The sequence below is a fragment of the Streptococcus sp. HF-2466 genome, assembly GCF_015594645.1.
Classification (GTDB): domain Bacteria; phylum Bacillota; class Bacilli; order Lactobacillales; family Streptococcaceae; genus Streptococcus; species Streptococcus anginosus.
In genome coordinates, this window is sequence record NZ_JADNQU010000014.1 from 1 (window position 1) to 24,843 (window position 24,843).

Below are 24,843 nucleotides of genomic sequence, written 5' to 3' on the forward strand. Positions count from 1 at the left end.
TGCATGGGATAGCCTTTCTAAATGGTTTATTTTGCAATTCTATTTTACCAAGACTATCGCAACCATGCAAAAAGCAACGGCAAATCCGTTGCTTTTTTTGTAGCAAAGGGACTATTGTCCCAGACTCATTTTACTGATTATAAATAGCAATAATATGAATTATCTAAGTATGGTATAATAGTAACAAAAACAGTATTGTAAGCTTTTTGTCTGCTACCAATTAAATAATAGTTTATCTTTCAAAACGGAGAAATAAAATGACTTTTGATAATTTAGTACATCAGATTAATGAACTTGCTGAAACACAGCGAGATCGAGGGACATATTTTGAATATTTGGCTCGTGCCTATTTGCAAAATGAGCCTACATATCAAAATGAATTTAAGAATGTATGGATGTTAGCGGATGTTCCAGAGGAATTTGGAATACCCAAAGTTGATCTAGGAGTGGATTTAGTTGCTGAAAAGTATACTGGTGAATTGGTAGCTATTCAAGCAAAGTTCTATAATCATACAATACAAAAGTCTAATATTGATTCTTTTTTAGGGGAACTTGGGAAAGACTATTATGAATCAGGTATTATTGTTGCTTCGACTGATAAATGGGGCAAAAATGCTGAGAAAGCTCTAGCAGATCGAAGTGATGTTATTCGTATTGGGCTTTCGGATCTTAGAAATTCTCAAATTGATTGGTCAAAATTCTCTTTTGAATCCCCAGAAGTAGTCACTGTTAAAGCTAAAAAGAAATTAAGATATTATCAAGAAAGTGCGATTCAGTCCGCATTGAATCATTTTAAGAAAAATGATCGTGGACAACTTATAATGGCTCCAGGAACAGGTAAGACTTTTACAAGTTTAAAAATTGCTGAAGCAATGGCGAAAGAAGCGAATAAAGAACAGTATACTATTCTTTATTTAGTACCAAGTATTCAACTTCTCACTCAAACATTGAGAGGGTGGAATAATGATACAGAGATGACTATGTCTTCAATGGCAGTTACTAGTGATAGAAATGCTAGTCGTGGCAGTGTCAAGCAAGACGAGTCCAATATAACAATTAAAGCTAGTGATATTGGTTATCCAGCAACAACTTCATCAAAAAAGGTTGTTGAGAACTATTTGGAATTAATGACTAGACCCAAGAAAGAATTATTAGTTGTTTTTGGAACTTATCAGTCAATAGATGTTCTTGGTGAAGCACAAAAGGATGGTTTTCCAGAGTTTGATTTAATTATCGCTGATGAAGCACACCGTACTACAGGTGCAAAAGCTCTTGGTGCTGAAGCATCAGTGTTTACGAAGGTACATAGCGATCTAAATGTAAAGGGGACAAAGCGCCTTTACCAAACAGCAACACCAAAATTATACGGTACTGATGCTAAGAAGAAAGCAGAAGAAAATTCAATCATTATTTCTAGTATGGATGATGAAGGACTATATGGTAGTGTATTCTATCGTTTAGGTTTTGGAGATGCTATTAGTCATGACATTCTTACTGATTATAAACTGATGGTTTTAGCAGTTGATGAAACAGTTGTTCAGAAAGATATGCAGAAGTCCCTGTCGGATTCTGAAAACGGGTTAAACATTGATGATGTCGGACGTATTATTGGTGTTTGGAATGGGATGATTAAGCGTGAGAGTTTTGCGGATAAGGTTTCTGGTGAACCGATGAAACGGGCAATTGCCTTTTCACGTACTATCAAAGATAGTCAACGCCTGTCAGCGCAATTTGAAAACGTAGTTAATGATTACCTCAATAGCGAAGATGGTTATTATGTTAATGTTCGTCATGTTGATGGTAGCATGAATGCCCTTGAAAAAAATGAAGCATTAGATTGGTTAGCAAGTGATAATATACCTGAAGATTCAGCACGTATTTTATCAAATGTTCGCTTCCTAACAGAAGGGATTGATGTTCCTAACCTTGATGCTATTATCTTCCTGTCTCCTCGAAAATCACAGGTAGATATTGTTCAGGCTGTCGGACGAATCATCCGTAAATTCGAAGGAAAAGAATATGGCTACATTATTCTACCAATTGTAGTTCCGGCAGGTGAGACACCAGAAACAATTCTCGATAACAATAAAACATACGATGTTATTTGGCAGGTGTTAAACGCACTACGTTCAGTAGATGAACGTTTTGAAGCTACAGTTAATAAATTGGAATTAAATAAACAAAAACCCAAAAATATCCAAGTTATTGGGGTTGGTGGTGCACCAGACGATCCTAATTTCAATGATAGTTATGTGAAAGAGCCAATAGTTGCTTACCAAACAGAACTTGAACTTGAATGGGAAGCTGTCGAAGGGGCAATCTATGGTAAAATTGTCCAAAAGGTCGGTGATAGACGTTATCTAGAGGATTGGTCTAAAGATGTAGCTGATATTGCGAGACGTCACATTCAAGGAATTGAGTTCATCTTAGAACAAAATCCAGATAGTCAATCTGCTTTTGATAAATTTTTGCATAGTTTGCAGCACAATATCAATGAATCCATTGATCAAAATCAAGCCATCGAGATGTTGGCACAACACTTGATTACTTTGCCAATTTTTGATGCACTTTTTGGTGAGTACAGCTTTGTTAAGAATAATCCAGTAAGTTCAGCGATGGAACAAATTGTAGAAGAACTATCACAATTTGGTTTTGAAAAAGAGCAGAAAGAATTGCAACCATTTTATGATTCAGTTCGACTACGAGCAGAAGGGATTGACAACGCTCAAGCTAAGCAGAAAATCATTATTACTCTATACGATAAATTCTTTTCTACCGGTTTCAAACCGACCACAGAAAGATTAGGTATTGTCTTCACTCCCGTAGAAGTTGTAGATTTTATTGTCAAATCAGTCGATGTAGTATTGAGAAAACACTTCGGTAAGGCTTTAGCGAGTGAGAATGTTCATATTTTGGATCCATTTACTGGAACTGGAACATTTATCACTAGAACATTGCATTACTTGAAATCACTGATGGATAGTGGTGAAATTACCTTTGATGATATTCTAAGAAAATATACACAAGAATTGCATGCAAATGAGATTGTTCTCTTAAGTTATTACATTGCTGCCATTAATATTGAAGCTGTATTTGATGAAATTAATGGTGATGAACCGTATGCACCATTTGAAGGTATTGTTTTAACGGACACTTTTGAATCAACAGAAACAGAAGATACGCTTGATGACTCCTTCTTTGGTACCAATGATAAACGCTTAAAACGCCAGCAAGAAAAACCAATTACTGCTATCATTGGAAATCCACCTTATTCTATTGGGCAAGGTAGCCAGAACGATAATAACCAAAATATTTCTTATCCTAAATTAGAAAATCGTATATCAGAGACCTATGCAAATAAAAGCGTTTCAAATTCTGTCAAAGGATTATACGACAGCTATATAAAAGCTTTCCGTTGGGCATCAGATCGTCTTAAAAATCAAGGAGTGATTGGATTTGTTACAAATGGTAACTATCTTAATACCAATTCAGCAGATGGCTTGCGTGCAGGGCTTTATGAAGAATTTAATCATCTTTATATCTTTAATCTCCGTGGTGACCAAAGAACATTAGGAGAACAATCCCGAAGAGAAGGCGGGAAAATTTTTGGTTCGGGTAGTCGTACTCCGGTTGCAATTTCAATTCTAGTAAAAGATGGCTCAGATAGTCACGAACTTCACTATCATGATATTGGTGATTATTTATCACAAAAGGAAAAACTAGCTATTATATTGAAATTTAGTGATGTTTCACAACTAGATTGGCAAGAGATTATTCCAGATGATAATAACGACTGGCTCAATCAGAGAGACCCGAATTATCAACAATATAGCTCATTGGTAGACGGAATGAATGGTGTATTCAATCAAAATATCTTAGGTGTTGGTAGTTATAGAGATTTTTGGTTATATGGTTTTTCTAAATCAGAGGTTAAAAATAAATCTGCAACCCTTATAAAAAACTATAATTATGAATTAAACAGGTTATCAGATTATCCAAAAAATATTCAGAAAGAAAAGTTAAATAGAAATGAATGTTTTGTTAAATGGACTGAGAATCTTGAAAAGAAATTGTATAAGGGAGAAACGATAGATATTAAATCAGATTCAGTGGTTACTGTTATGTACAGACCATTTACAAAGAAATATCTTTATTATGATAAAAATGTGATGGAGCGTCCTAGGAGTTTCAGTGAGAAATATGGAGTTAACAATTACGTTATTTTCACTACAGGAAGAGGAGCAACACGTGATTTTTCTGTTCTTGTTTCAAATTTTTTTCCTGACATTAACGCTATGTCTGCAGGTGCTCAAACCTTCATGCGTTATGACAATGAGGTAGATGAGACTTCACTCTTCCAAAATAATGATAATATGAATCAAATTTTTGCTGATAAGCTAGGATTAAGTCTTGATGACACCTTTGCTTATGTATATGGATTGCTAAATTCTAGGGAATACCAGGAAAAATATGCGAATGATTTGAAGAAAGACTTAGCTCGAATTCCAATTGTAAAAAATAAAGAAAAGTATGTCGAAATCGGACAGAAATTGATGGACTTACACCTCAACTATGAAGAAGCTCCTGTTTATGATGGAGTTGAAATTACGATAGCAGAGAAGCCAAGTTACAAAGTAATCAAGATGAGATTCGCTAAGAAACGTGATGAAAATGGTAAATCGGTGAATGACTTATCCACAATTATATTTAACAGCGACATCACAATTAGTAACATTCCTGAAAAAGCGTATGAATATGTTGTAAATGGACGCTCTGCTATTGAATGGATAATAGATCAGTATCAAGTCAAGACTGATAAAAAATCTGGAATCACAGATGATCCAAACGACTATAGTGAGGATGAGAAATATATCTTCAATTTGCTATTAAGAATCATCAATGTATCTGTTCAAACGGTTGATTTGATTAATAGTTTGCCTAAATTTGGGGTGGAGGAGTAAAAGAGATGAGGGGAAACATTTCCGACCCTATAATACTCATGTTTAATGCTTTGTTAGTTATTATATGGTTGTTTTATTATGAACGAAAGAAAAACAGTGTAAAACTAAGAAATCCTAATTTTATTAATATCGAGAATGTTTTAAAAAAGTACTATTGGGGCTATTTTTTAAGGTCTAGTGAAATTAGATATTATCCCAAACTAAAAGTAATTTGTACTGAAATGATAAAACAATTTTATAAAGAGGGAATCTATCCAGAATGTTTGGAGGCGTATATTACACCATCAAAGAGCAAGTCATTCTCGATTTTGACTGCCATTACTGTAATAAGTTCTTTTTTTGGAGTAATTCAATCTAGTAGTATTGTCTCTAGTATTGAACAACACCAAAACGAATTGGGATTAAATATTCATACAATTTTTTTCGATATTGGAATTCAGATTTATAAAAATTTTGGGGTAATCTTATTACTATTTATAATTGTGTTGTCGATTATTTGCAGTATGGTACTGATGATAATTGGTTGTAAAATATAGTTTTGAGAAGCAAAGCAAGCACATAATAGAAGACTTGTTGATTTTTTACAAAAATAATGAATCAATCTTAGAAATAATTAAAGATGAGGATATAATATTCACTGAAGATAATATTCGTCTTTTGAATATTAGGATACAAAAGTCAAAATACAGATATATATTTGATATTCCTAAAAGATTATTTAGTTCGTCTAACAAAAAAACAGATTTGATAAGAGAATACAATTTGAAAATAACTTAAATACTATTGAAATTCCTCTAAAAAATTTAGATGATCAAACATATCTCTTTGTCTATTGGAATACTCATTTATAGAAATCGCAAATGATATTTAAAGCCTATGAAATCAATCTTTCAAAGGTTTTTTTCTTATATCTCAAACTAAATATCAAATATTTATAATCATCAAGAAATCATTTCAGCCAAATCTATCATAGCTTGTTCAATCTTATGTTTCCCTTTTTGCATGACATAAAGGTAGATTTTTTCTATCTCTCTACTATCTTCTGAATGTCCCACAAATTCTCGGATAACATTTAGACTTACATTCTTATCAGCCATGACTGAAACAAAACTATGTCGAAACATGTGGGGAACTATGTGAATAGGTCTACTAAAATCGACTAGGTCGTCAATATCCTTATAGGGTTTTCCACTTTTCTTATTATATTTTGCTGACTGACTAGTCCTACCTCTTAAGAACATTGAAATTTCTGTATGATACAATGGGCTACCTTACTGATTCTTACATTTAATATACGTGATACTAGTTTCCATATTTTAATTTATAAGTAAAATAATCAACCATTTTATGAAAGTAGAATTTTCAACAATCATTAAAAAGAAAACATAGAAATAAAGAGTTTAAAACATCTGTCTTAAACTCTTTACCCCTCACTGTTGCTCACCAATACAGCATTCTTCGTGCTCATCTAAACTTTCATCTGTCTGAATAGTTACTTTTGTAATTCCATACATTTTGAGATGTTGGCGAATGAGCTGCTGAGTTTCTGCTTGTTGTTCGGGATGTTTCATGCAAATATGAATCATCGCAAATTTTTCTAGTCCATCGGTTGTCCAAACATTTAGCTGAGTGACTGTTTGGATATTCTCGATTGTTTGAATTTCTGCATAAAGGTCATTCAGATTTACATCGCTCGGTACGTGATCAAGAAAGATTTGAACATTTTCCCAAAACTTTGGTAGTGCTTTACTCAAGATAAAGGTTGAAATGATGAGTGAAAGCAATGGGTCAAGGAAATACCAGTTTGTAAAACGAAGAATGAAGGATACAAAGATCACAGCCAACCAGCCTAAAATATCTTCTAAGAAATGCAGACTCAGAATGGATTCATTGTGCGTCCGTCCATGACTAACCACCCTGCTGGCTGCAAAGTTGATTACAATTGCAAAAATTCCCAAGATAAGCATACCGTCGTAATTTACCCGTTCAGGCGCAAACAATTTGGGTACATTTTCAACCAGAATGAGAATAGAACCCACTATTAAAATGGTAGAAGTCAACATAGCTCCCAGCAAACTATACCGTTTATAGCCTAATGTATAGTTTCTATCACCTCGTCTATTGGAAATTTTTTCAAAAAATGCTGATAAACCAATCGCTAGGGCATCACCCGTATCATGTACCGCATCTGCCAGTACAGCACTAGAGTTAAACAGAGCTCCAAAGATAAATTCAGTAACTGCAAACGAAAAGTTTAATAGAAATGCAATCCAGACATTTTTGCTTGATTTCATTATTGCCTCCTTCTAATCGCACATTGAGATTTAGTTTTATTTATTGTATAATGTATTCAAAACAAAACACTTTGTTCAATTATATTATCTACTATTTTAACGGAGGAAACAAGAAACAAATCTAATGCTTCGTTTGATAGTGTACATTTAAGGAGATTTGTTCGGAAACGATGGATAGACGAGTTAAAAAATCACGCGCAGCCATTTATCAGGCTTTTCTCACTCTTTTGAATCAAAAAAGTTATGAATCCCTCACAGTTCAAGAAATCATTGACCTTGCAGATGTCGGTCGGTCGACTTTCTATGCTCATTTTGAGACAAAAGAAGCACTACTTGAAGAAATGTGCCAAGATTTGTTCCAGCATACGTTTGTTGAGCGCTACCAAGCAAGCGAACTTTTTGACGCAACAGCTCATATTTTTTACCATTTCAGGAAAAACCAAGATAAAATAGCCACTTTATTATTATCAAAAAATATCTATTTTATCAATCGTTTAAAATTAGAACTAGAGCATTATCTTTTTCCTCTCATTCGTGAAAAACTATTGGCACAAAAGTCTGATCTACCAGAACCATTTTTAAAAAATTATGTCACGACAACTTTTATAGAAACGGTTACTTGGTGGTTGGGACAACGAAATAAAATCGATGAAGCCACTATTACAGCTTACTATCTTGAGCTAATGCACTAATATAGGACTATAATTTTGGCTATCTCTATGGTATAATTTTTTAAGAACCTTTCTAGGAGAATTTATGAAAAAACAACATTCTATCTTTTTATTACCAGGAATTATCATGGTGGGTGTCGCTTTGCGGACGCCTTTTACAACGCTTCCAACTGTCTTGACGGACATTGCTAGTGGACTTCATGTTTCAGTAAGCTCACTTGGACTTTTGACCAGTTTGCCCTTGATTATGTTTGCTCTCTGTTCTTCATTTTCGGCGCGTTTAGCGAGCAAAATTGGGCTCGAACGGCTTTTTACTCTCGTCCTTGCTCTGCTTACCATTGGATCCTTCATTCGGATTTTTAATCTACCACTTCTTTATGTGGGGACGATTCTCATTGGAGTTTCCATTGCAGTACTTAATGTTTTACTTCCAAGTGTCATCCAAGCCAATCAACCGCATCGGATTGGACTCTTAACAACCATGTATGTAACCTCTATGGGGCTATCAACCGCTATTGCTTCTTCTATTGCAGTGCCGATAACAAAAGCAACTTCATGGCAAGGTCTTGTCCTTTTTTTGACAATGGTTTGTCTTTTAGCATTTTTGATTTGGCTACCTAATACATCTTATAACCATTTCTTAGTGAACAAAAATAAAGAGCACCAAGGTAGCTCTATCTGGAAAAATAAAAAAGTTTGGGCTATTATTATTTTTGGTGGCTTGCAATCATTGCTTTTTTATACTTGTCTAACCTGGCTACCAACTATGGCAACACAAGCCGGCATTTCAAATGCTTCTGCTGGAGTTTTAGCCTCTGTCTTTAACTTGATTAGTCTACCTTTTTCAATGACCATTCCTAGCTTGACAACACGGCTGTCTCCTCGTCATCGTATGATAATGTTAGCAATTATCTCTGCTGCGGGTATCCTTGGTATTAGCATGCTCTTAATTCAAACGAATGATTTCTTTTATTGGCTTATTGCCAATATCCTCATTGGGTCAGCTGTGAGTGCTCTTTTCCCATATCTTATGGTTACTTTTTCAACAAAAACGAGTAGCCCTGAACAAACTGCTCAGCTATCTGGCTTAGCACAAACAGGTGGTTATTTACTAGCTGCTTTTGGACCAGCTCTATTTGGTTATAGTGCCGATTTCTTCCATTCTTGGCTACCTGCTGTATGTGTCTTGCTCATTCTTACAATCACTATGATTATTGCCCTCTTTTATGTAGAGAAATCTGATAAAATTTTATAAAAATCAAAAACAGAATGGAGAGTGAACCTTTTTCAGTTGTTGGACTCTTTTCTCCACTCTGTTTTTTTTAATTATCTATTTTCCATGTCTTAGCATCTGGCAATAAACCTACCTTCGAAATTTTAGAAACGTGCCGATTGCCCATAACATAAAAGCCTAGAGGCACAGCTCGCCATTCATCTGTGCAAGTCACGCCAATTCGAGAGCGCGAGCCAATTTGAAGCGGGACAGCATTTTCTACCAATTGCAACCTTGAAGTGGTCAAACCTTGACCATCAAATTCCTTGGTAATCCCTGCAAATTTGGTTAATTTTCCTGGGCCGTTGGCAAGCAATGTCCCGTCTGGTAATTCCAAGGCTCGAATCAAGACGGCTTCTGCGACATTCTCAGCCCTTGTGACTAAATTCAGCATTTGATGTCCGTAGATTTGATAGACATACCAGTGTCCAGCAGATAAATACATAGACTCGTTTTTCGGTGTTCGTTTGCCATGCGCACTATGACAAGCACTATCTTTAGCTCCCAAATAGGCTTCTGTCTCAACAATTCGTCCCAACACTTGTCCGTCTAAGCACAATTGCATACCTAACAAGGACTTAGCCGTTGCGACTGTATCTGTCTGCATGATGTGTTTAAATTCTTTTGATAACATGATTTCATTATAACATGAATTCCATACAAAAAAGCAATCGAGAAAGACTGCTTTTTGTTTAGGAGATTATAATGAAAAAAGTTTTTTAGGATTAGTTATAATATACCTTGTTTTGCTTAAATTTGTCTTAATAGAAAATAGCTAAACCGCTTTCAAAAATTCTTTTTTATGTTAAAATAATAACAAAGAAGAAAAATGAACATTCTGGTTATCAACCCACAATGATATCATGCTTATAAGGACAAAATTTTATGAACAAACGACCTATCCGCCTTGTCATAAGCGATATTGACGGTACTATTTTAAATGACCAACACCAAGTTGATTATCAGCTAAAAATACAGCTTCCTCTTTTGCAAGAAAAAGGAATTCCTTTTGTGTTGGCATCTGCACGTTCACCACTTGGCATGGAGCCAATCGCACAGCAGCTTGGTCTCATTGACAATCCATTTGCTTGCTACAATGGCGCTCTTGTCATCAAAGGAAATCCTCAGAATTATGAGGTTTTAATGGAACACGCTTTGGATAAAAAAGAAGTTCGTTGTCTGCTAGAGTTCGTCCAAGAGAAGTTTCCAGCTGTAGCTATCAATCTCTATTCAGGAAAGGATTGGTTTGCTGAACAGATTGACAAATGGGTTCAGGAGGAAGCAGATATTACCGGTGAAAATCCCATCCTTCAATCTCTAGTCTCTGTTGTAGAAGATCGTGCTTCTATTCACAAACTTCTTCTGATAGGTGAAGCAGCCACCATTCAAAATCTTCACGACTATCTGCAAAACACAAATTTTCCTAAAACAGCCTTTTATCTTTCAAAAGAGAATTATCTAGAAGTTACAGCTAAACAGGTTTCTAAGGAAAATGCTCTTCAAGAGATTGCTCATTTTTATCACATTTCTCTCCAGCAAGTCATGGCAATTGGTGATAACTTCAACGACCTCCCCATGCTGAAATTGGCCGGATTAGGGGTGGCTATGGGAAATGCTCCTAAAGCAGTCAAAGAGCAAGTTGCAGCCGTTACCCACACCAATAATAATCATGGTGTCGCTCAAGCAATTGAGCAATACGTCTTGGATTAACAGCTATCTTGCCAAAATACAATAGAAAAGCTGACAGATTCATAAAATTCTCTAGTTCCCCATATAAAAAAACACGGACAAGCAAACTAGCAACCAACTAGTTAATTTGTGTTCGTGTTTTATTTTTCTTATTTAAAATTCTCAATTGCTCCGTCATAATTTGCCCATTCTTTGCTGAAGAATCGATCATTCATCTGGTAAGTCGGAGCAGGCTTGGGATTGGAAATAAAAGGATTGACAGTCTTATCAAACGCCAACCAGCCAAGCCAGCCCATGTGAATGGTATCTTGCATAAAGTAGGGCTTCCCACCATCGTTTGAAAAGTCCGCGATATTGGTAAAACCTTGACTTTCCAACTGATAACGAATTTTCTTCACTGCTTGTTGGTATTTTTCTTGACTCAAACCAGTATAGGCCATCCACTTCGCATTGACAGGAGGAATAACAAAAATTGGATTCGTTTTTGACTTGGCAAATTGCTTCAAAACAAGTTGTAAATCGTTATACTCGGGAGATTTGGTATAAGAAAACTTTGCTTGCTTTCCTTTAAACTTTTTAATACGTTTCCGCAAGCGATGCTTATAAAATTTATTATCAATTCCTAAATCATTATTAGTCGTGTTTCTTTGAGCATCTTTTGTCGCAAATTCTTCCAAATTCTGATAAGAAAATTTATCTGGCAAACGCTTAATTTGAGGCTGTACCAATTTTTCATAATTCTCATTACGTTCGGCAAAAAGAGAACTGAAAAGGACATCCTCACGTTTATTTAAACGGCTGATAAGACGGACGTACTGTTTGTCAAAGTTTGACAGTTTCTGATAATTAGCTATTTTTTTCACATTGTCTTTCATAGCCACCGTAGGATACAGTTGCAGGAGGCGCTTCGCCGCATATTGAGCATCAATGTCTCCTTCTTGCTGGCGCAAGAAACTAGTCAATTGATCACTATTGAAATATTGTTGAAAGGCTGCAGGGCTGTAACCTTTTTTTGTAAACCATTGAGGAGAAATCACATAAACAGCTGTTTTATTTTCTATTTGGGGGAGCATTTGTTGCATCCCAAAATATTGTGTGAGAGATGCCGCTCCACGTTGTCCCAAAAAATATGGACGATAATTCCGCTTATATTTTTCTGACAAAACCGCAGGATGCATGCTGTCAAAGCGCAGCCATTCACTTGAACCAAAGTAAGGAACAAAGCGGTGCTTCTTATCTGTCAAAGCACGTACTTTTTGCGTTCTTCCCTTGAAACTTCCCGCCGTCAAAGTAACAGCTGAGCGCTTTTCAGCTTGGTAATCATGTTGTTGCTTGGTTGGGTAGAAAAATAGTAAAGCCACCACCATCAAAAGGGCGCAGAAAACTGGGCCTAAAATGAGCCACAATCGTTTAAGCATTACGAAGCTCCGTTACGCCTTCAATAATTTTATTAGCAGTATTCCAATCATCACGACCAAATTCTGAGACGGGAACATGAATGTCAAAACGGTTTTCTAATTCAACAATCAATTCAACCGTTCCCATACTGTCCAGAACTCCTGCATCAAACAAATCTTCGTCCATCATGTCTGATACATCTTCCATAAATAAATCATCAATAATTTCTAATACTTCTGCTTTTACGTCCATTAGAGAACTCCTTTTTTATTTTTTAAACCATAAGTCATTCAAAAATCCTGAGAAGATTAAGAATGAAAACATTACAACATTAAAGGTGATAAACATCCCCACTGCTTGTGTCCATTTGTTATCTGGTAATGGTGGCAAATTCTTCTTTTTCCGCTCTTTATTGATGGTCTTTTTCTTCCGCACCCAAGCGTCATTGATAACGAGTCCTAGACCATGAAAAAGTCCATAAGCAATATAATACCAAGTGACTCCGTGCCAAAAGCCCATGACCAACATATTGATGATATAAGCGACACTTGAAGTGGTATTCCGATTTTTAAAAACTTTGTTTCGGATAAGTACTGTGACTAGCCGCATAAATACAAAATCACGAAACCAGAATGACAGGCTCATATGCCAACGATTCCAAAACTCTTTCAAATCATGAGAGATAAATGGTTTGTTAAAGTTAATCGGACTTTTAATTCCCATTAGATTGGAAATGGCAAGGGCAAACATGGAATAACCCGCAAAGTCAAAAAATAAATCCAATCCAAATACATACATCACTCCTAGAGTTGGCAGGTTGAAGATACCACCCATTTGCACTGCATATTGCTTGAGAGGAGGCAAAATCATTGAGCCTAAAATATGTGCCAGAATAAACTTGTATAAGAAACCAAGCATTATGTATTGAACGGATTGCTCCAACATATCTAGCAGTTCATCACGCTCAGGGATATTTTCATAATCTTGATTGAACCGCTTAAAACGATCAATCGGCCCACTTGAAAAAGTTGGCATAAAGAGCATGAAACGTAGAAATTCCCATAAGTTAAAGTCTTTTAGAACACCATCCCGCAGCTCAATAATCATTCCTACTGAACGGAAAGTTAAGTAGGAAATTCCTAAAAAGCCCAAGAGTGATTGATGACCATAAATAGCTGGCGTTACCTTTACAAAGAAAAGCGGTAGGATAGACAAAGCAATGTGCAAATAGAAAATCCATTTGCTATCTCCCATTTTTCGATAAATTTTATAAGTCCAAACCCAAAGCATTTGCCAAAGAACATAAAACAGTAGAGCATAGATTTGTGTTAATTTAGGTCCAATTAACATAAATATGATGAAAGCAAAGCTGACCAGAGCTTCATAAATGGGAAATCTTTTTTTGAAGAATAAACCAACAAAGATTGGCAAAACGGCTAAAATAATATAAACAAAATACTGCGGATCCCCGTACGGTTCCAAGTGAGGAAGCTGTCTTATGAAATCCATCATCGGTTGTTGACCTCGCTAATCAAACCTTTAATATCAATCTTACCATTTGGTGTCAATGGCAAGGAAGCCCGATAAAGGAATTTGGAAGGCATCATATAAGACATCATAATATCTTGCAAATCTTCCTTGATAGCTTTGGTGATGTCAATCTCACGCTCAAATTGTTCCTTAACTCCGTCCTTCAAGATGACATAGGCTAGAAGGTTTTGTACTTTATGGTCTTTATTGTAACGCGGTACAGCCACAGCTGAGTCAATGTATTTAGACTTATTCAGGTTTTGGGAAACATCTTCTAGTTCAATACGAAAACCGTTGAACTTGATTTGGAAATCCATACGACCGCCATAAAGCAGTAAACCTTCATCTGTCATAGTACCAACATCGCCTGTATGATAGGCTGGTAACCCTTCAAACTCAAAAAATGCTTCGGCTGTTTTCTCTGGGTTGTTCATATAGCCTTTTGATACAGCTGGTCCAGATACAATGATTTCTCCTTGCTCACCATTTGGCAGTTTGTTTCCGTCTTCATCAATCACAAAAGTTGGAGAATCCGCTTTGGTATAGCCAATCGGCAAGCGTTTCATATTTGTCAGCATGTCATCTGTTATAGCAACAGCAGATAGAGCCACAGTTGCTTCTGTCGGACCGTAAGCATTAATAATACGTGCATTTGGAAAACGATCACGCAATTTTTGAGCTGTTTTAACCGTCAATTCTTCTCCGTCAAAGTAGAAATGCGTAATGCCTGGCATTTTTTCAGCATTGAAATCCTCAGACAGCATCGCCATATCTGCAAAAGACGGTGTTGATGTCCAAATAGCGATTGGCAAGTTCAAAATAGTCTCAAACAGCTGCTTGAAATCTTGCGTAATGGCAGACGGAACTGCAAAAAGTGTTCCTCCAAGTGCCAAGGTTGGCGCCCAGTACATAACCGATAAGTCAAAAGAATAAGGTGGCTGCGCCAACATTTGCGGACGAGCTGGAGTCGCAAATTCCTTATCTGTAATCATCCAGTTGGTAAAGCTAAGCAAATTATCGTGCGAGATTTGCACACCCTTTGGCTTTCCAGTCGTTCCCGAAGTGAAAATGATATAGTAATTATCATCACCTTTAACAGGGTGTGTAATTTCGTAAGGATGTTTGGCTACAAAAGCAGTTTGAACTGCTGCCAAGTCAAGAATTGGTATGTTCACATCTTTCAGCGGAAAGTCATTGATTGCAATGATGAGACTAGGCTGTGCCACTTCCACAATCGCTGTCACGCGCTCCAGAGCTGAATGACTATCAATCGGAATATAAGCATGCCCTGACTTCGTCAAAGCTACAAAGGTTGCCAGCATGTCGTATTCTTGCCCACCAAACACCACCACTGGTGACTTTTCAGGAAGCGCAAGGCTGTCAATCTTTGCAGCGAGCGAATCCGAGTCCACTTTCAAATCATGATAAGTATGAACTTCTCCGAGAACATTGTAAACTGGAAAATCTGGTTGAGACTGAGCAAAATACTCAATCGTTTCAATCATGTCGTTAATTACTGAATTGGTCACAGTCTGCTCCTAAAATTCATTATAGATAAAACCACCTTGGCCTTGACCAAGATAATTAAAGAAATAAAGCAACGCTAGAAATATCACAAAATAAAGCAGCGTCTGTCCAAGAAATTTAAAAATTATTTTATGTTTTTTCATCATATTCATCACTTTTGTCTTACTTCTAGATAAGACTTAATATATTTTACCATTTTCTAACGCTATTTTTCAATACAAAACATTCTTTAATTGAGGAATTAAGCTAGAATTAAGGTTTATTTACAACAAACCTAGGGAAATCACAGATGTGCTGTCTCAAAAAACTAGAAAAGAAAATAGTTTTAGACTTACATTTTAAAAATATATAAAAATTTTATATATTTTCTTGACTTTGAAAGTGAAAAGCACTATACTATGTATAGAAAAATTATATATAAAAATATTATACATAGGAGGTGGCTCATGTATTTTCCAACATCTTCTACCCTAATTGAATTTCTCATTCTAGCGATTTTGGAAAGTGAAGATTCCTATGGCTATGAGATTAGCCAAACGATTAAATTGATTGCCAATATCAAGGAATCAACCTTATATCCTATTTTAAAAAAGTTAGAAAAGAATCGTTACTTAACAACTTACTCGCAAGAATATCAAGGTCGAAAACGGAAGTATTACTCCCTTACTCCAGAGGGACGAAAGCAGTTAAACACCCTTAAAAGGGAGTGGAAGTTATATACAGCGACAGTCAACGGTATCATAGAAGGGGGCATTCGCCATGACAAAAACTGACTATTTAGCCGCACTAGAGAAATACTTGAAAACATTGCCAGAAGCAGATTATAAAGAAGCAATGGATTATTTTACGGAATACTTCGAAGAAGCCGGATCTGAAAATGAAGCACAAGTCATTGAGGAGTTGGGAGATCCCAAAGACGCAGCCGAAGAGATTATTCGCTCACTTTCAGCAAATCAAGCAGAAGAAACGTCAACTCGTCCTCAACACCAGTCATCTGCACACAATCACCAATCATATACCGACAATGCTTATATCTTTGAAGACTATGCAACAATCTCTGAATTGCATATTGATGTCACCACACAAGATATTCTGATTGAGCCTTCACCTGATGATTTTTTTCACATCAAATACTATAATGGAAAAGGCAACAATCAAATCATTTCTACTGTTCAAAACGAGAAGTGGTACATTACAGAAAAAGGCAACACACATTATAGTGGTTTGGACTGGATTATTAACGTCATGAAAAACGGTTTTGATAATCATCCCATTTGCATTCAAATCCCGAATGGCAAGATTCTTCAATCATTCTCACTTCAAGCAACTTCTGGCGATGTAGCTGTCTCTCATCTTCAAACACAAAAAGGAACGATTGAGCTTTCAAGTGGCGATCTGACTATGCGGCATTGCCATTTGCAACAAACCAATGTTACCCTTATCAGTGGCGATATTCATCTAGCGCATGTCAAATTGACGGATTGTAAGCTGTCTCTTGTGTCAGGGGATTTCGATACGCATTCTTTAGAAATTGCTGGTAAAACCTTTATTCAAACAACTAGCGGAGATATTTCGCTTCATTTGTTGCACCATGATTTTAGCTATGATATTGAAACGGTACATGGAGATATTTCTATTTCTGATCAGCTCCAGCCAAGCCACCAAATTGTTGGCAACACAATCCGTCATAAAGTATCAACTTTTACAGATTCTCTTACTATCCAAGCTGTCAGCGGAGACATCAATCTTTATTAGAGGTTTCGCATGAAACAGATTCATTGGTTATTCTTTGATATTGGCTCAACTTTGGTAAATGAAGAAAAAGCCTACCAAGATCGGATTGAGCAGGCTCTTGCTGATACTAATATTTCTTATGCAGCATTTTATCAAACTATGAACCACTATTTTAAGGAAAATAAAAAAGGCGATGCGGAGGCTCTGAACGATTATGGTCTGAAGTGTCCGTCTTGGAGGTCTGATTTAGAGGTGCTGTATCCTGACTGCAAGCAAGTGCTGAAAACTCTCCACCAACACTACAAGATTGGGATTATTGCCAACCAGTTACCGAACTTGCAGGCAAGATTGAGAAGATTTGGTATTGATTCTTGGATTGATCTGGTGATTTCCTCTGCCGATGTTGGCTTGGCAAAACCCGATTTCGCTATTTTTGAGTTAGCTTTCCAACAAGCGAACTGTTTGGCTGAACACGCTGTGATGATTGGCGACCGTTTGGACAATGATATTCTTCCGGCTAAACAACTTGGAATGCAAACCATTTGGATCCGACAGGGATTTAGCCACTTGAACCACATAACGAATCCAGCAGAAACACCAGATTGGACTATTGATAATTTGACAGAGATTCTAGAGATTTTAGGCTGAGCATGCAAAAAACTAGAGTTGTTTCGCTCTAGTTTTTTTAACGTTATCAACTTTATTATATCATAAATTTTCCTTTAAAATAGACTTGTTTTTTCTTATTTTTGTGATACATTTAGGTTGAAAAAGGAAAAAGTGAGGTTACTAAACATGAAAAAAAGATTGTTATTTTTCAAGCTATTTGGTTTGTTTGTTCCCCTTTCATTTCTTTATTTATTTGTAGAAATATGCCAATTATACGTGATTTATTATTTCATATATTTTTCTTAGTTTTAATCCTATCACAAGCGAAGGTCAAACGAAAGAGGTTGGGTTCTCCCAGCCTCTTTTGTCTATCGTCACCGTCCGCCAGAATTGCTACCTTTGCCATTACACACTTTTTTCTTGATTTCCAAAAAGACTTGGCTATCAGCCTGAGGGCTAGCATCATAAGTGCGCACGCGCAATTTTTCCTTGAAATAAGGCTTCTCCAAAGACTCCCGAATCATCTGATAGGTCGGTGTATCATAGTAGAGGTTGCCAATCGTTGAATAGGCATGCTCGTCTTCTGCCATATACGCTTCAAACTCCTTTAGCAAATCTGCCAACGTTTCCTTTGAGATAACGTACTTGGTTTCTATCCGTTGAAATTTATCTTTAAATGTTTTTTTAGCCATGAGATTGCTCTCCTTTGTCGTTCTTTATCTACGTAGTTTACGGGCAAATCCTTAAAAGAAAGCTAAAGAAAACTTAAAGAAAACAAAACACCCCCATTTTCTGGAGGTGTTTAATAGATGTCTGTAGAATGAAATAGAAAACTGAAGCTACCGCAATCTTATTCTTCACTCTTCTCTTCTTTTTCTTTTTTGATAAGAAAACTGAAAATAATCAGAATATCTGCTACCAGAAAAATCCAGTACAACACATCGTGGCTGCTTCTCGGACCAGAGTAGAAGGAGTACGAAAAATAAATCATCAGATACAAGGAAATGTCATTATAAAATTCCCAGTTAAAGTGATAGCTGCCTACTGGATAGGATCGCTTATGCGAACACTCTGGCACAAAAATCTGCAAGAGCAAAAATGTTCCCAACACAGCAAAATAAATCACATTGAACACGTTCAATTTCGGATAAGGTTCAACAACCAAGGAAAAGAATATCATCATGCTCAACAGATAAAACCGCCACCGAAACCAAAATTCGTTATTAAAATGAAATCTTATCATCCCATCACACTTTCTAATTTTCTGCTCGTTCCTCTTCTCCGTCTTTATCCTACCACTCTGACAGACAAACTTCAAGTAAGATGAAGGAGAAATGTTAGTTGATTTCTGCTACTTTTCCTGCTTCTGCTTTAGGCTCTTTACCCTTGCGACGGGCAAGGACATCCGCATAGTGCTTGCGGCTGTTATTGAGCACGGAAAGGAAGGTCGCATAAAAGCTATCGTCTTTGACTTGGTGCAAAATCACTACATAGTCCGCCAACTGTTGGTAAGGCGTCGCTACTTCTTTGCGCAATCGCTTGACATCATAGCTCACTTTTTGCAATTTCTCTTGGGAGCGAGAAGCAAAAAGTTGTTCAAAAGTCGAGTGGCTTTCGGTCAGATTTTCAACGAATTTCCCAAGCGCTAAAGTCCCCACTTGCTCCTTATATGGGGCTGTTTTTAGCTTGTCCAGTAAGCTGACAACGAGGGCTGTTTCTTCCTCGTAATGCTTCTGATGAGCGTCTTTGTATTGGTCAAACAAGCGTTTCAAGCTGGCATAAGCTGCCTTTTCCTCTTCCCGCTTGGCTGCCCGATAAGGTTTCAGCGCATCGCGAAGAGCTTGCAAATCAGCGTCGCGCAATTCGTCAGCCGCACTAATCGAAGCTGACTTTTCACTCGCCCGAATCTGACCGAGAGAGGCTTGATAAGCAGGCAAAGCTGCCTTTATCTTCTTGACGAGAGCGGTAATGACATCCTCATTTTTAAAGTCGAGCGCTTCTTTCTCCACATCATCTAAAAAACGAGTGATAAACTGCGTGAATTCCGCATGGCGGAGACTGCTCACCTGAACATTAACTAACTTTCCTTTTGGCATAAAATCCTTTCCTTATTAAAAAAATATTTTTTCTTATCTGACCCTCAGATAAGATGAATGACTTTTCTTTATCCTGTCCGAGGCTCGGACGAAGCAAACTTGTTTCAAGGCAAGCCGTCCGACCCTCGGATGAAGCAAACCTGTTTTAAGGCAAGCCGTCCGACCCTCGGATGAAGCAAACCTGTTTTAAGGCAAGCTGTCCGACCCTCGGACAAAGCAAACCTGTTTTAAGGCAAGCTGTCCGACCCTCGGACAAAGCAAACCTGTTTTAAAGCAAGCTATCTGACCCTCAGACGAATGAAAAATCATCTCATTTAGTATAACATGAATGGGAAATTATAGGAAATTTTCTAAAAAAGAGGATTAACCACTTTCAAAACAGTTTGAACACACAGTCCTTAATGGAACGCAGAAGCAGAAAAGGTATTTTTCTTCATCACTTTTTCTCCTTTCATCTATATGATATAATATGATGAAAAGGCATTCACAAAATGCCCACTATTTTCACATTTCATATTTAACACAAGGAGTCGCCTATGCGTTGGGATATTGGCACAGTTTACAAGACGATTCGAAAAGCAAAGGGAATCACCCAGCAAGAGATTTGCGGAGATTGGATTTCTCGCTCCAATCTTTCCAAGTTTGAAAGCAACCAATCCGTTCCCAGCTATGAAACCATGGAATTTCTGCTCCACCAGATTGACATGAGCTTTGGGGAATTTGAATATATTTGTGATTATTATCATTCAAATCACAGAATGAAAATCATCTTACAATTTAAAAATTATTTGTCTGTCGTTGAAACAGAACAATTACTGGATTTAACCAAACAGTGTGAGGACTACTTGAAAGCTCATCATGATATTCCCATTAGCAATATTTTGCGTATGGCAAATATACTAATTGAAATTAGAAAAAATAAAATCAGTAGTCAAGCACAAGTTTTAGCTCAACAGTTATGGACAGATTTAGAAAAACGAGATACTTTTTATGAAAGTGACCTAAATTTACTAAGTGTCATTCTTTATTTCTTCCCACTAGAAACTATTCAAAATATAACGGAAAAAATCTTAGCCAGTCTCAACAAGTATAAGCATTACAAAGAAATTCACAGTACACAATTCTCCATTTTAGCCAACCTTTCGACCATCTACCTTTACAACAATCGCCTTGACGATTGCCAGCGTATCACCGAGATGATCTTACCGCTCGCCAAGCAAACAAAACGATACGACAAGCTCGGCTTTGCCCAGGTTCGCCTGGGTATTTGCCAAGGAGATGACGACCTTATCCAGAAAGGTCTCCAGTTACTTGAGCTGACAGAAGAAACGACCTTGCTCGAAAACTTGAAAGAAGAGGTCAAACAGCATCGTACTTCCCCTTCTTCTCATGTTTCACGTGGAACTTCAGCACCTTAAAGGAGACAGAGAAGCAAATGACTTACAACGGATTTGTATTTTTTGATATTGACGGCACCTTGGTTGATAGCCAAGGACAAGTCCCAGCAGACAACAAAACAGCCATTGCTCAACTACGAGCCAACGGCTTTCTGCCTATTATCTGTACGGGGCGCGGGCGCGGAGAAATGGGGACGGTTCTGGAAGACGCTGGGATTCATTCCGCTATCTTGCTAAATGGCATGGAAATCCTCCATAAAAAGCAATTCCTGTTTGAAGGACGAATTGCACAAAACAGCATTCTCAAGCTCCTGCAACTGGCAAAGGAAAATGAACATGACCTCGGTTTTTATTCGCAAGGAGAAATGCGTGTGACAGCGCTCAGTCTGACCGTTCAGCGGAATTTCCGCTATTTTCATCAAGACCTGCCCCAAGTCGGTCCGACCATTTATCAAAACCAGCCTTGTCAGATGTTGCTCATTTTTAGTGAGGAGCCAGAAAAAGACACCCAGTATCAGACAGAAATCCCTGAACTGCACTTTTTCCGTAACAGCCCCTACTCGATAGACATCACGCCGCACGGCTGTAACAAAGGCTCTGGGATTCAGCACCTGCTGACCTTGCTGGCAGACGAAGCACCGACTTACGCATTCGGAGACGGACTCAATGACCTGACCATGTTTGAAACAGTAGATTATCCCATTGCAATGGGCAATAGCCAAACAGCCGTCAAAGAAGCAGCCACTTTCATCACGCGCTCTAATGATGAAAATGGCATTCCACACGCCCTTGCTCACTTTGGTTTAATTTAAAAAAGAAGCTCCTGTATTCAAGATACAAGAGCTTTTAGATTAGACTAATTCTTTTTTATTCGGATTGTAGACCAAGAAACCAAGACCGACAAAGAGCAGCAGAACAACTGTCATGAAGGCAACTTGTCCACCGACTTGCCCTGTTATCGAAATTGTTTGACGCAAAGCCGAAACAGAGTAACTCATTGGCAACCAAGGATTGATATTTTGAAAAATCTTATCCGTCAACGGAAGTGGGTAAGTCCCCGCACTAGAGGCTAGTTGCAACAATAACAAAATCAAGGAAGTGAAAGCACCAAGCTTAGTGTCCCACGTTACCAGAGCCGTCACCACTGCCATGAAGCACATGCTTGTTAAAAGAATGATTCCAAGCGTCGCCCATTCATGATTGGCAGTCAAGCCAATCATGTGCACTGCACCATATACCAATAAACCTGCCAAGAGAGAAATAACGCCATTGACCTGAATACGTGCTTTCAGCCATTCCATACGTGTCTGAGGTTTCTTACCAGAAGGCAACGTGTTAAAAATGATATTGGTTGAAATCGCTGCTACAAAAAGTGCCACAGAAATCATGTATGGAGCCATACCGATACCATTTTTACCAACATGATCTTTATCTATTTTCTTCGTTGTTAATGGATTTGCGAGAGCTTTAGCATTGGCTTTATTGGTTGTCACCATAGATAATTGATTTTTGGCATCTGTCAAACCTGCTGTTAAGCTGTCCACACCCGACACAAGTGTCCCCAGATTAGACGTGATAGTTGAACTGCCGTCTGCCAGCTTCGTAGAACCATTCGCAATTTGACCAGCACCATCAGATAGTTTGCCTGCCCCTGACACAAGAGCTGCAGAGTTGTTCACTAATTGACTAGCGCCGTCTGCTAATTTTGCTAAACCAGCGTCAATTTGACCATTATTAGCCGCCAATTGATTAGCTCCAGAATTGATTTTTGCCATACCAGACGTCAATTGACTGTTTTTGCCAGCCAAGGTCTTAGAACCTGAACTGATTTTTGCCATACCAGATGTCAATTGACTATTCTTACCAGCCAAGGTCTTAGAACCTGAACTGATTTTCGCCATACCAGATGTCAATTGGTCGCTATTGCCAGATAAGGTATTAGCTCCTGCCGTAATCTGAGCAACCCCATTGGTGTAGTCGGTTACACCTTTTGCTAATCGACCAGCACCCGTTGCTAAGCTCGTTTGCAATTGTTCAATACCTGCTGCTACTTGATTAGCACCCGCAGTTGATTGTTGCAAAGCTGCGAGAATGCTTGCTTGGGACTGTTGTGCACTCACTTGGAGATTTGAAAGCGCACCTTTTGCTTGTTCGATAACAGCGATGTTTTGTTGATTAGAAGATTGCTCTGGCAAGTTCGCCACTTGCGTCTTGAGCGCTTGAATATTTGTCAATAGACTTGCCGCAGTCGTAGCAGTTTGACTTGGAGTTTGCGAAATCGCAGCATTGATTTCTGCCTGCTCACTAGCACTTAACTTTTGATAAGCAGCTGTAGCAGCCACGTTAGTTGCAATCGTAGTCTTGTCTGTCGTCGCACTATTGGCAAGCGTGTTCGCAGCCGTTTCCATATCGCTTAAAGCAGTCGTCATGCTTGCTTTAGCGGCTGACAAGTCTGATCCAGTTGAAAGAGCAGTTTGCACAGCAGTTAAACCTGCTTGCAAATCCTGTAGCTTTTGAACTTGTTCAGCAGTCATGCCAGATTGTTGAACAGTTATCATTAACGTATTCAGACCCGTAGCTAATTGATGCGCACCGCTTGATAATTTTTGAATTTCTCCATTAGAAGCACTCAATTGATTAACACCAGCTAATAAGTTTTGCGATTGACCGTTTAATTGATTTGCGCCACCTGCAAGATTTACCACACTATTGGTATAGGTAGTTAAGCCATCTGATAATTGCCCTGAACCGTCAGCCAATTGACCAACAGCACTTGTATACCCTATCAGTCCTTTTGATAATGTATCTGAGCCAGAAGCCAATTGACCAACAGCATTTGTATAGTCTGTCAGACCTTTTGAAAGCGTATCTGTCCCAGAAGCCAATTGACCGACACCTGACGTATAAGCTGAAAGGCGTGTCGATAGCGTACCAATTCCGTCTGACAGCTGACGCACCCCAAGCGTATAGGTTCCCAAACCTGTCGTCAATGTATTAGCGCCGTCTGCAAACGTCATGCTAGAGCTAGATAAAGTATTCAAATTATCTGTCAAAGTTTGACTACCGTCTTTTAATTGTTGACCGCCAGAAGCGAGTTGCCCACTACCAGAAGCAGCTGTTGTCATGCCTTTCCTCAAGCTATTCATACTCTTGAAGAGAGACGTCGTGTATGTATTTGTCACATTGTTAGCGACAGTTTGTTGAAGCCGCGTCATAGCCGAATCACTCATCTTGCTGGCAATAAAGCTGTGCCCGCTAGACGTTTGATAATCAATCTGCATCTTTTGTGGTTTATTATCCAGAATACTAGCTGCCTTTTGGGATAAATCACTTGGAAGCGTGATAATCATATAATAATCACCCTTCTCCAAACCTTTCTTTGCCTTTGCTTCAGATACAAAATGAAAATCTAAAGCATCATTCTTTTTAAGACTTTTCACCATATCATCACCAACAGATAAGGTGTTGTTGTTAAATGTCGCATGTTGGTCTTTATTCACAACCGCTACTGGCAATTCTGAAACTTTATCATAAGGATTCCACATGGAGCTCAAAAAGATCACATTATAAAGAGCAGGAATCAAGGAAACACCAATCATGACAATCACAAAAATTGGTTTTTTGAAAATTGCTTTCCATTCTTTGAACATTTTTTCTCCTCTAT

At 37.8% G+C, this 24,843-nt stretch carries 20 protein-coding genes and 1 pseudogene; 9 read left to right on the top strand and 12 right to left on the bottom strand.

Going from position 1 to position 24,843, the window contains the following annotated elements; all coding sequences use genetic code 11:
* The first annotated feature begins 257 nt into the window (after positions 1-257).
* Positions 258-4,961, top strand: coding sequence for a DEAD/DEAH box helicase (locus IYQ91_RS08975; protein WP_195673623.1), 4,704 nt, complete (start codon positions 258-260; stop codon positions 4,959-4,961).
* A gap of 941 nt (positions 4,962-5,902) precedes the next feature.
* Here the strand turns inward: IYQ91_RS08975 and IYQ91_RS08980 are convergent.
* Complete coding sequence (locus tag IYQ91_RS08980) at positions 5,903-6,223, bottom strand: tyrosine-type recombinase/integrase (RefSeq protein ID WP_195673624.1); 321 nt, start codon at positions 6,221-6,223, stop codon at positions 5,903-5,905.
* A gap of 168 nt (positions 6,224-6,391) precedes the next feature.
* Positions 6,392-7,255 carry a cation diffusion facilitator family transporter gene (locus IYQ91_RS08985; RefSeq protein WP_195673625.1) on the bottom strand — a complete coding sequence of 288 codons (864 nt, stop codon included), beginning with the start codon at positions 7,253-7,255 and terminating at the stop codon, positions 6,392-6,394.
* A 170-nt stretch (positions 7,256-7,425) separates the two neighbouring features.
* Here IYQ91_RS08985 and IYQ91_RS08990 point away from each other — a divergent pair, with 170 nt between their 5' ends.
* Together IYQ91_RS08990 and IYQ91_RS08995 are read left to right on the top strand one after the other, a co-directional pair.
* A complete protein-coding gene (locus IYQ91_RS08990) occupies positions 7,426-7,947 on the top strand; it encodes a TetR/AcrR family transcriptional regulator (RefSeq protein WP_021002220.1) in 522 nt (173 codons plus the stop codon).
* Between the two features lie 64 nt (positions 7,948-8,011).
* Entirely contained in the window at positions 8,012-9,181 is a 1,170-nt protein-coding gene (locus IYQ91_RS08995; protein ID WP_195673626.1) for a CynX/NimT family MFS transporter, read from the top strand.
* Positions 9,182-9,248: 67 nt separating this feature from the next.
* Here the strand turns inward: IYQ91_RS08995 and IYQ91_RS09000 are convergent, their stop codons facing one another.
* Positions 9,249-9,833 (bottom strand): DNA-3-methyladenine glycosylase, encoded by a 585-nt coding sequence (locus IYQ91_RS09000; protein ID WP_195673627.1) that lies wholly within the window; start codon positions 9,831-9,833, stop codon positions 9,249-9,251.
* A gap of 251 nt (positions 9,834-10,084) precedes the next feature.
* Between IYQ91_RS09000 and IYQ91_RS09005 the strand changes: the two genes are divergently transcribed.
* On the top strand, positions 10,085-10,909 hold the full coding sequence (locus IYQ91_RS09005) for a Cof-type HAD-IIB family hydrolase (protein WP_195673628.1): 825 nt from the start codon (positions 10,085-10,087) through the stop codon (positions 10,907-10,909).
* Positions 10,910-11,037: 128 nt separating this feature from the next.
* Here the strand turns inward: IYQ91_RS09005 and dltD are convergent, their stop codons facing one another.
* The 5 genes from dltD to IYQ91_RS09030 are packed head-to-tail and all read right to left on the bottom strand — an operon-like array spanning position 11,038 to position 15,486.
* Complete coding sequence (gene dltD, locus IYQ91_RS09010; RefSeq protein WP_195673629.1) at positions 11,038-12,306, bottom strand: D-alanyl-lipoteichoic acid biosynthesis protein DltD; 1,269 nt, start codon at positions 12,304-12,306, stop codon at positions 11,038-11,040.
* Positions 12,299-12,538 carry a D-alanine--poly(phosphoribitol) ligase subunit DltC gene (gene dltC / locus IYQ91_RS09015; protein ID WP_003026725.1) on the bottom strand — a complete coding sequence of 80 codons (240 nt, stop codon included), beginning with the start codon at positions 12,536-12,538 and terminating at the stop codon, positions 12,299-12,301. The genes dltD and dltC overlap by 8 nt, the downstream gene beginning before the upstream one ends.
* Positions 12,539-12,553: 15 nt before the next feature.
* A complete protein-coding gene (gene dltB, locus IYQ91_RS09020; protein ID WP_195673630.1) occupies positions 12,554-13,798 on the bottom strand; it encodes a D-alanyl-lipoteichoic acid biosynthesis protein DltB in 1,245 nt (414 codons plus the stop codon).
* Complete coding sequence (gene dltA, locus IYQ91_RS09025; protein WP_229311762.1) at positions 13,795-15,321, bottom strand: D-alanine--poly(phosphoribitol) ligase subunit DltA; 1,527 nt, start codon at positions 15,319-15,321, stop codon at positions 13,795-13,797. The genes dltB and dltA overlap by 4 nt, the downstream gene beginning before the upstream one ends.
* Before the next feature lie 33 nt (positions 15,322-15,354).
* Positions 15,355-15,486: a teichoic acid D-Ala incorporation-associated protein DltX gene (locus IYQ91_RS09030; protein WP_021002226.1), complete on the bottom strand. Its 132-nt coding sequence runs from the start codon at positions 15,484-15,486 to the stop codon at positions 15,355-15,357.
* 303 nt (positions 15,487-15,789) lie between these two features.
* Between IYQ91_RS09030 and IYQ91_RS09035 the strand changes: the two genes are divergently transcribed.
* Genes IYQ91_RS09035 through IYQ91_RS09045 form a run of 3 tightly spaced genes read left to right on the top strand, consistent with a single transcriptional unit; the run spans position 15,790 to position 17,725 of the window.
* Entirely contained in the window at positions 15,790-16,116 is a 327-nt protein-coding gene (locus tag IYQ91_RS09035; protein ID WP_126467953.1) for a PadR family transcriptional regulator, read from the top strand.
* On the top strand, positions 16,103-17,098 hold the full coding sequence (locus IYQ91_RS09040; protein ID WP_195673632.1) for a DUF4097 family beta strand repeat-containing protein: 996 nt from the start codon (positions 16,103-16,105) through the stop codon (positions 17,096-17,098). The genes IYQ91_RS09035 and IYQ91_RS09040 overlap by 14 nt, the downstream gene beginning before the upstream one ends.
* A 9-nt stretch (positions 17,099-17,107) precedes the next feature.
* Entirely contained in the window at positions 17,108-17,725 is a 618-nt protein-coding gene (locus IYQ91_RS09045; protein ID WP_195673633.1) for an HAD family hydrolase, read from the top strand.
* Positions 17,726-18,096: 371 nt separating this feature from the next.
* On the opposite strand, the pseudogene IYQ91_RS09050 reads toward IYQ91_RS09045, so the two are convergent.
* The 3 genes and pseudogenes from IYQ91_RS09050 to IYQ91_RS09060 form a co-directional block, all read right to left on the bottom strand.
* Positions 18,097-18,378 (bottom strand): annotated as a pseudogene (locus IYQ91_RS09050) (VTC domain-containing protein); the annotation flags it as partial.
* 158 nt (positions 18,379-18,536) lie between these two features.
* Entirely contained in the window at positions 18,537-18,929 is a 393-nt protein-coding gene (locus IYQ91_RS09055; protein WP_051148235.1) for a hypothetical protein, read from the bottom strand.
* 94 nt (positions 18,930-19,023) lie between these two features.
* Positions 19,024-19,782, bottom strand: a complete 759-nt coding sequence (locus tag IYQ91_RS09060; protein WP_084740307.1) for a DUF6261 family protein — start codon at positions 19,780-19,782, stop codon at positions 19,024-19,026.
* Positions 19,783-20,318: 536 nt separating this feature from the next.
* Between IYQ91_RS09060 and IYQ91_RS09065 the strand changes: the two genes are divergently transcribed.
* Positions 20,319-21,200 (top strand): helix-turn-helix domain-containing protein, encoded by an 882-nt coding sequence (locus tag IYQ91_RS09065; protein ID WP_195673634.1) that lies wholly within the window; start codon positions 20,319-20,321, stop codon positions 21,198-21,200.
* 17 nt (positions 21,201-21,217) lie between these two features.
* Positions 21,218-21,991, top strand: a complete 774-nt coding sequence (locus IYQ91_RS09070; RefSeq protein ID WP_195673635.1) for a Cof-type HAD-IIB family hydrolase — start codon at positions 21,218-21,220, stop codon at positions 21,989-21,991.
* A 39-nt stretch (positions 21,992-22,030) separates the two neighbouring features.
* Here the strand turns inward: IYQ91_RS09070 and IYQ91_RS09075 are convergent, their stop codons facing one another.
* Positions 22,031-24,829, bottom strand: coding sequence for a YhgE/Pip domain-containing protein (locus tag IYQ91_RS09075; protein WP_195673636.1), 2,799 nt, complete (start codon positions 24,827-24,829; stop codon positions 22,031-22,033).
* Between the last annotated feature and the right edge of the window lie 14 nt (positions 24,830-24,843).

Coding starts and splice junctions, on each gene's coding strand:
- IYQ91_RS09045 (WP_195673633.1), top strand. CDS start 17,108: ATGAAACAGATTCATTGGTTATTCTTTGATATTGGCTCAACTTTGGTA.
- dltC (WP_003026725.1), bottom strand. CDS start 12,538: ATGGACGTAAAAGCAGAAGTATTAGAAATTATTGATGATTTATTTATG.
- IYQ91_RS08985 (WP_195673625.1), bottom strand. CDS start 7,255: ATGAAATCAAGCAAAAATGTCTGGATTGCATTTCTATTAAACTTTTCG.
- dltD (WP_195673629.1), bottom strand. CDS start 12,306: ATGCTTAAACGATTGTGGCTCATTTTAGGCCCAGTTTTCTGCGCCCTT.
- IYQ91_RS09035 (WP_126467953.1), top strand. CDS start 15,790: ATGTATTTTCCAACATCTTCTACCCTAATTGAATTTCTCATTCTAGCG.
- IYQ91_RS09070 (WP_195673635.1), top strand. CDS start 21,218: ATGACTTACAACGGATTTGTATTTTTTGATATTGACGGCACCTTGGTT.
- IYQ91_RS08995 (WP_195673626.1), top strand. CDS start 8,012: ATGAAAAAACAACATTCTATCTTTTTATTACCAGGAATTATCATGGTG.
- IYQ91_RS08975 (WP_195673623.1), top strand. CDS start 258: ATGACTTTTGATAATTTAGTACATCAGATTAATGAACTTGCTGAAACA.
- IYQ91_RS09060 (WP_084740307.1), bottom strand. CDS start 19,782: ATGCCAAAAGGAAAGTTAGTTAATGTTCAGGTGAGCAGTCTCCGCCAT.
- IYQ91_RS09075 (WP_195673636.1), bottom strand. CDS start 24,829: ATGTTCAAAGAATGGAAAGCAATTTTCAAAAAACCAATTTTTGTGATT.
- IYQ91_RS09055 (WP_051148235.1), bottom strand. CDS start 18,929: ATGATAAGATTTCATTTTAATAACGAATTTTGGTTTCGGTGGCGGTTT.
- IYQ91_RS08990 (WP_021002220.1), top strand. CDS start 7,426: ATGGATAGACGAGTTAAAAAATCACGCGCAGCCATTTATCAGGCTTTT.
- dltB (WP_195673630.1), bottom strand. CDS start 13,798: ATGATGGATTTCATAAGACAGCTTCCTCACTTGGAACCGTACGGGGAT.
- IYQ91_RS09065 (WP_195673634.1), top strand. CDS start 20,319: ATGCGTTGGGATATTGGCACAGTTTACAAGACGATTCGAAAAGCAAAG.
- dltA (WP_229311762.1), bottom strand. CDS start 15,321: ATGATTGAAACGATTGAGTATTTTGCTCAGTCTCAACCAGATTTTCCA.
- IYQ91_RS09040 (WP_195673632.1), top strand. CDS start 16,103: ATGACAAAAACTGACTATTTAGCCGCACTAGAGAAATACTTGAAAACA.
- IYQ91_RS09030 (WP_021002226.1), bottom strand. CDS start 15,486: ATGAAAAAACATAAAATAATTTTTAAATTTCTTGGACAGACGCTGCTT.
- IYQ91_RS09005 (WP_195673628.1), top strand. CDS start 10,085: ATGAACAAACGACCTATCCGCCTTGTCATAAGCGATATTGACGGTACT.
- IYQ91_RS09000 (WP_195673627.1), bottom strand. CDS start 9,833: ATGTTATCAAAAGAATTTAAACACATCATGCAGACAGATACAGTCGCA.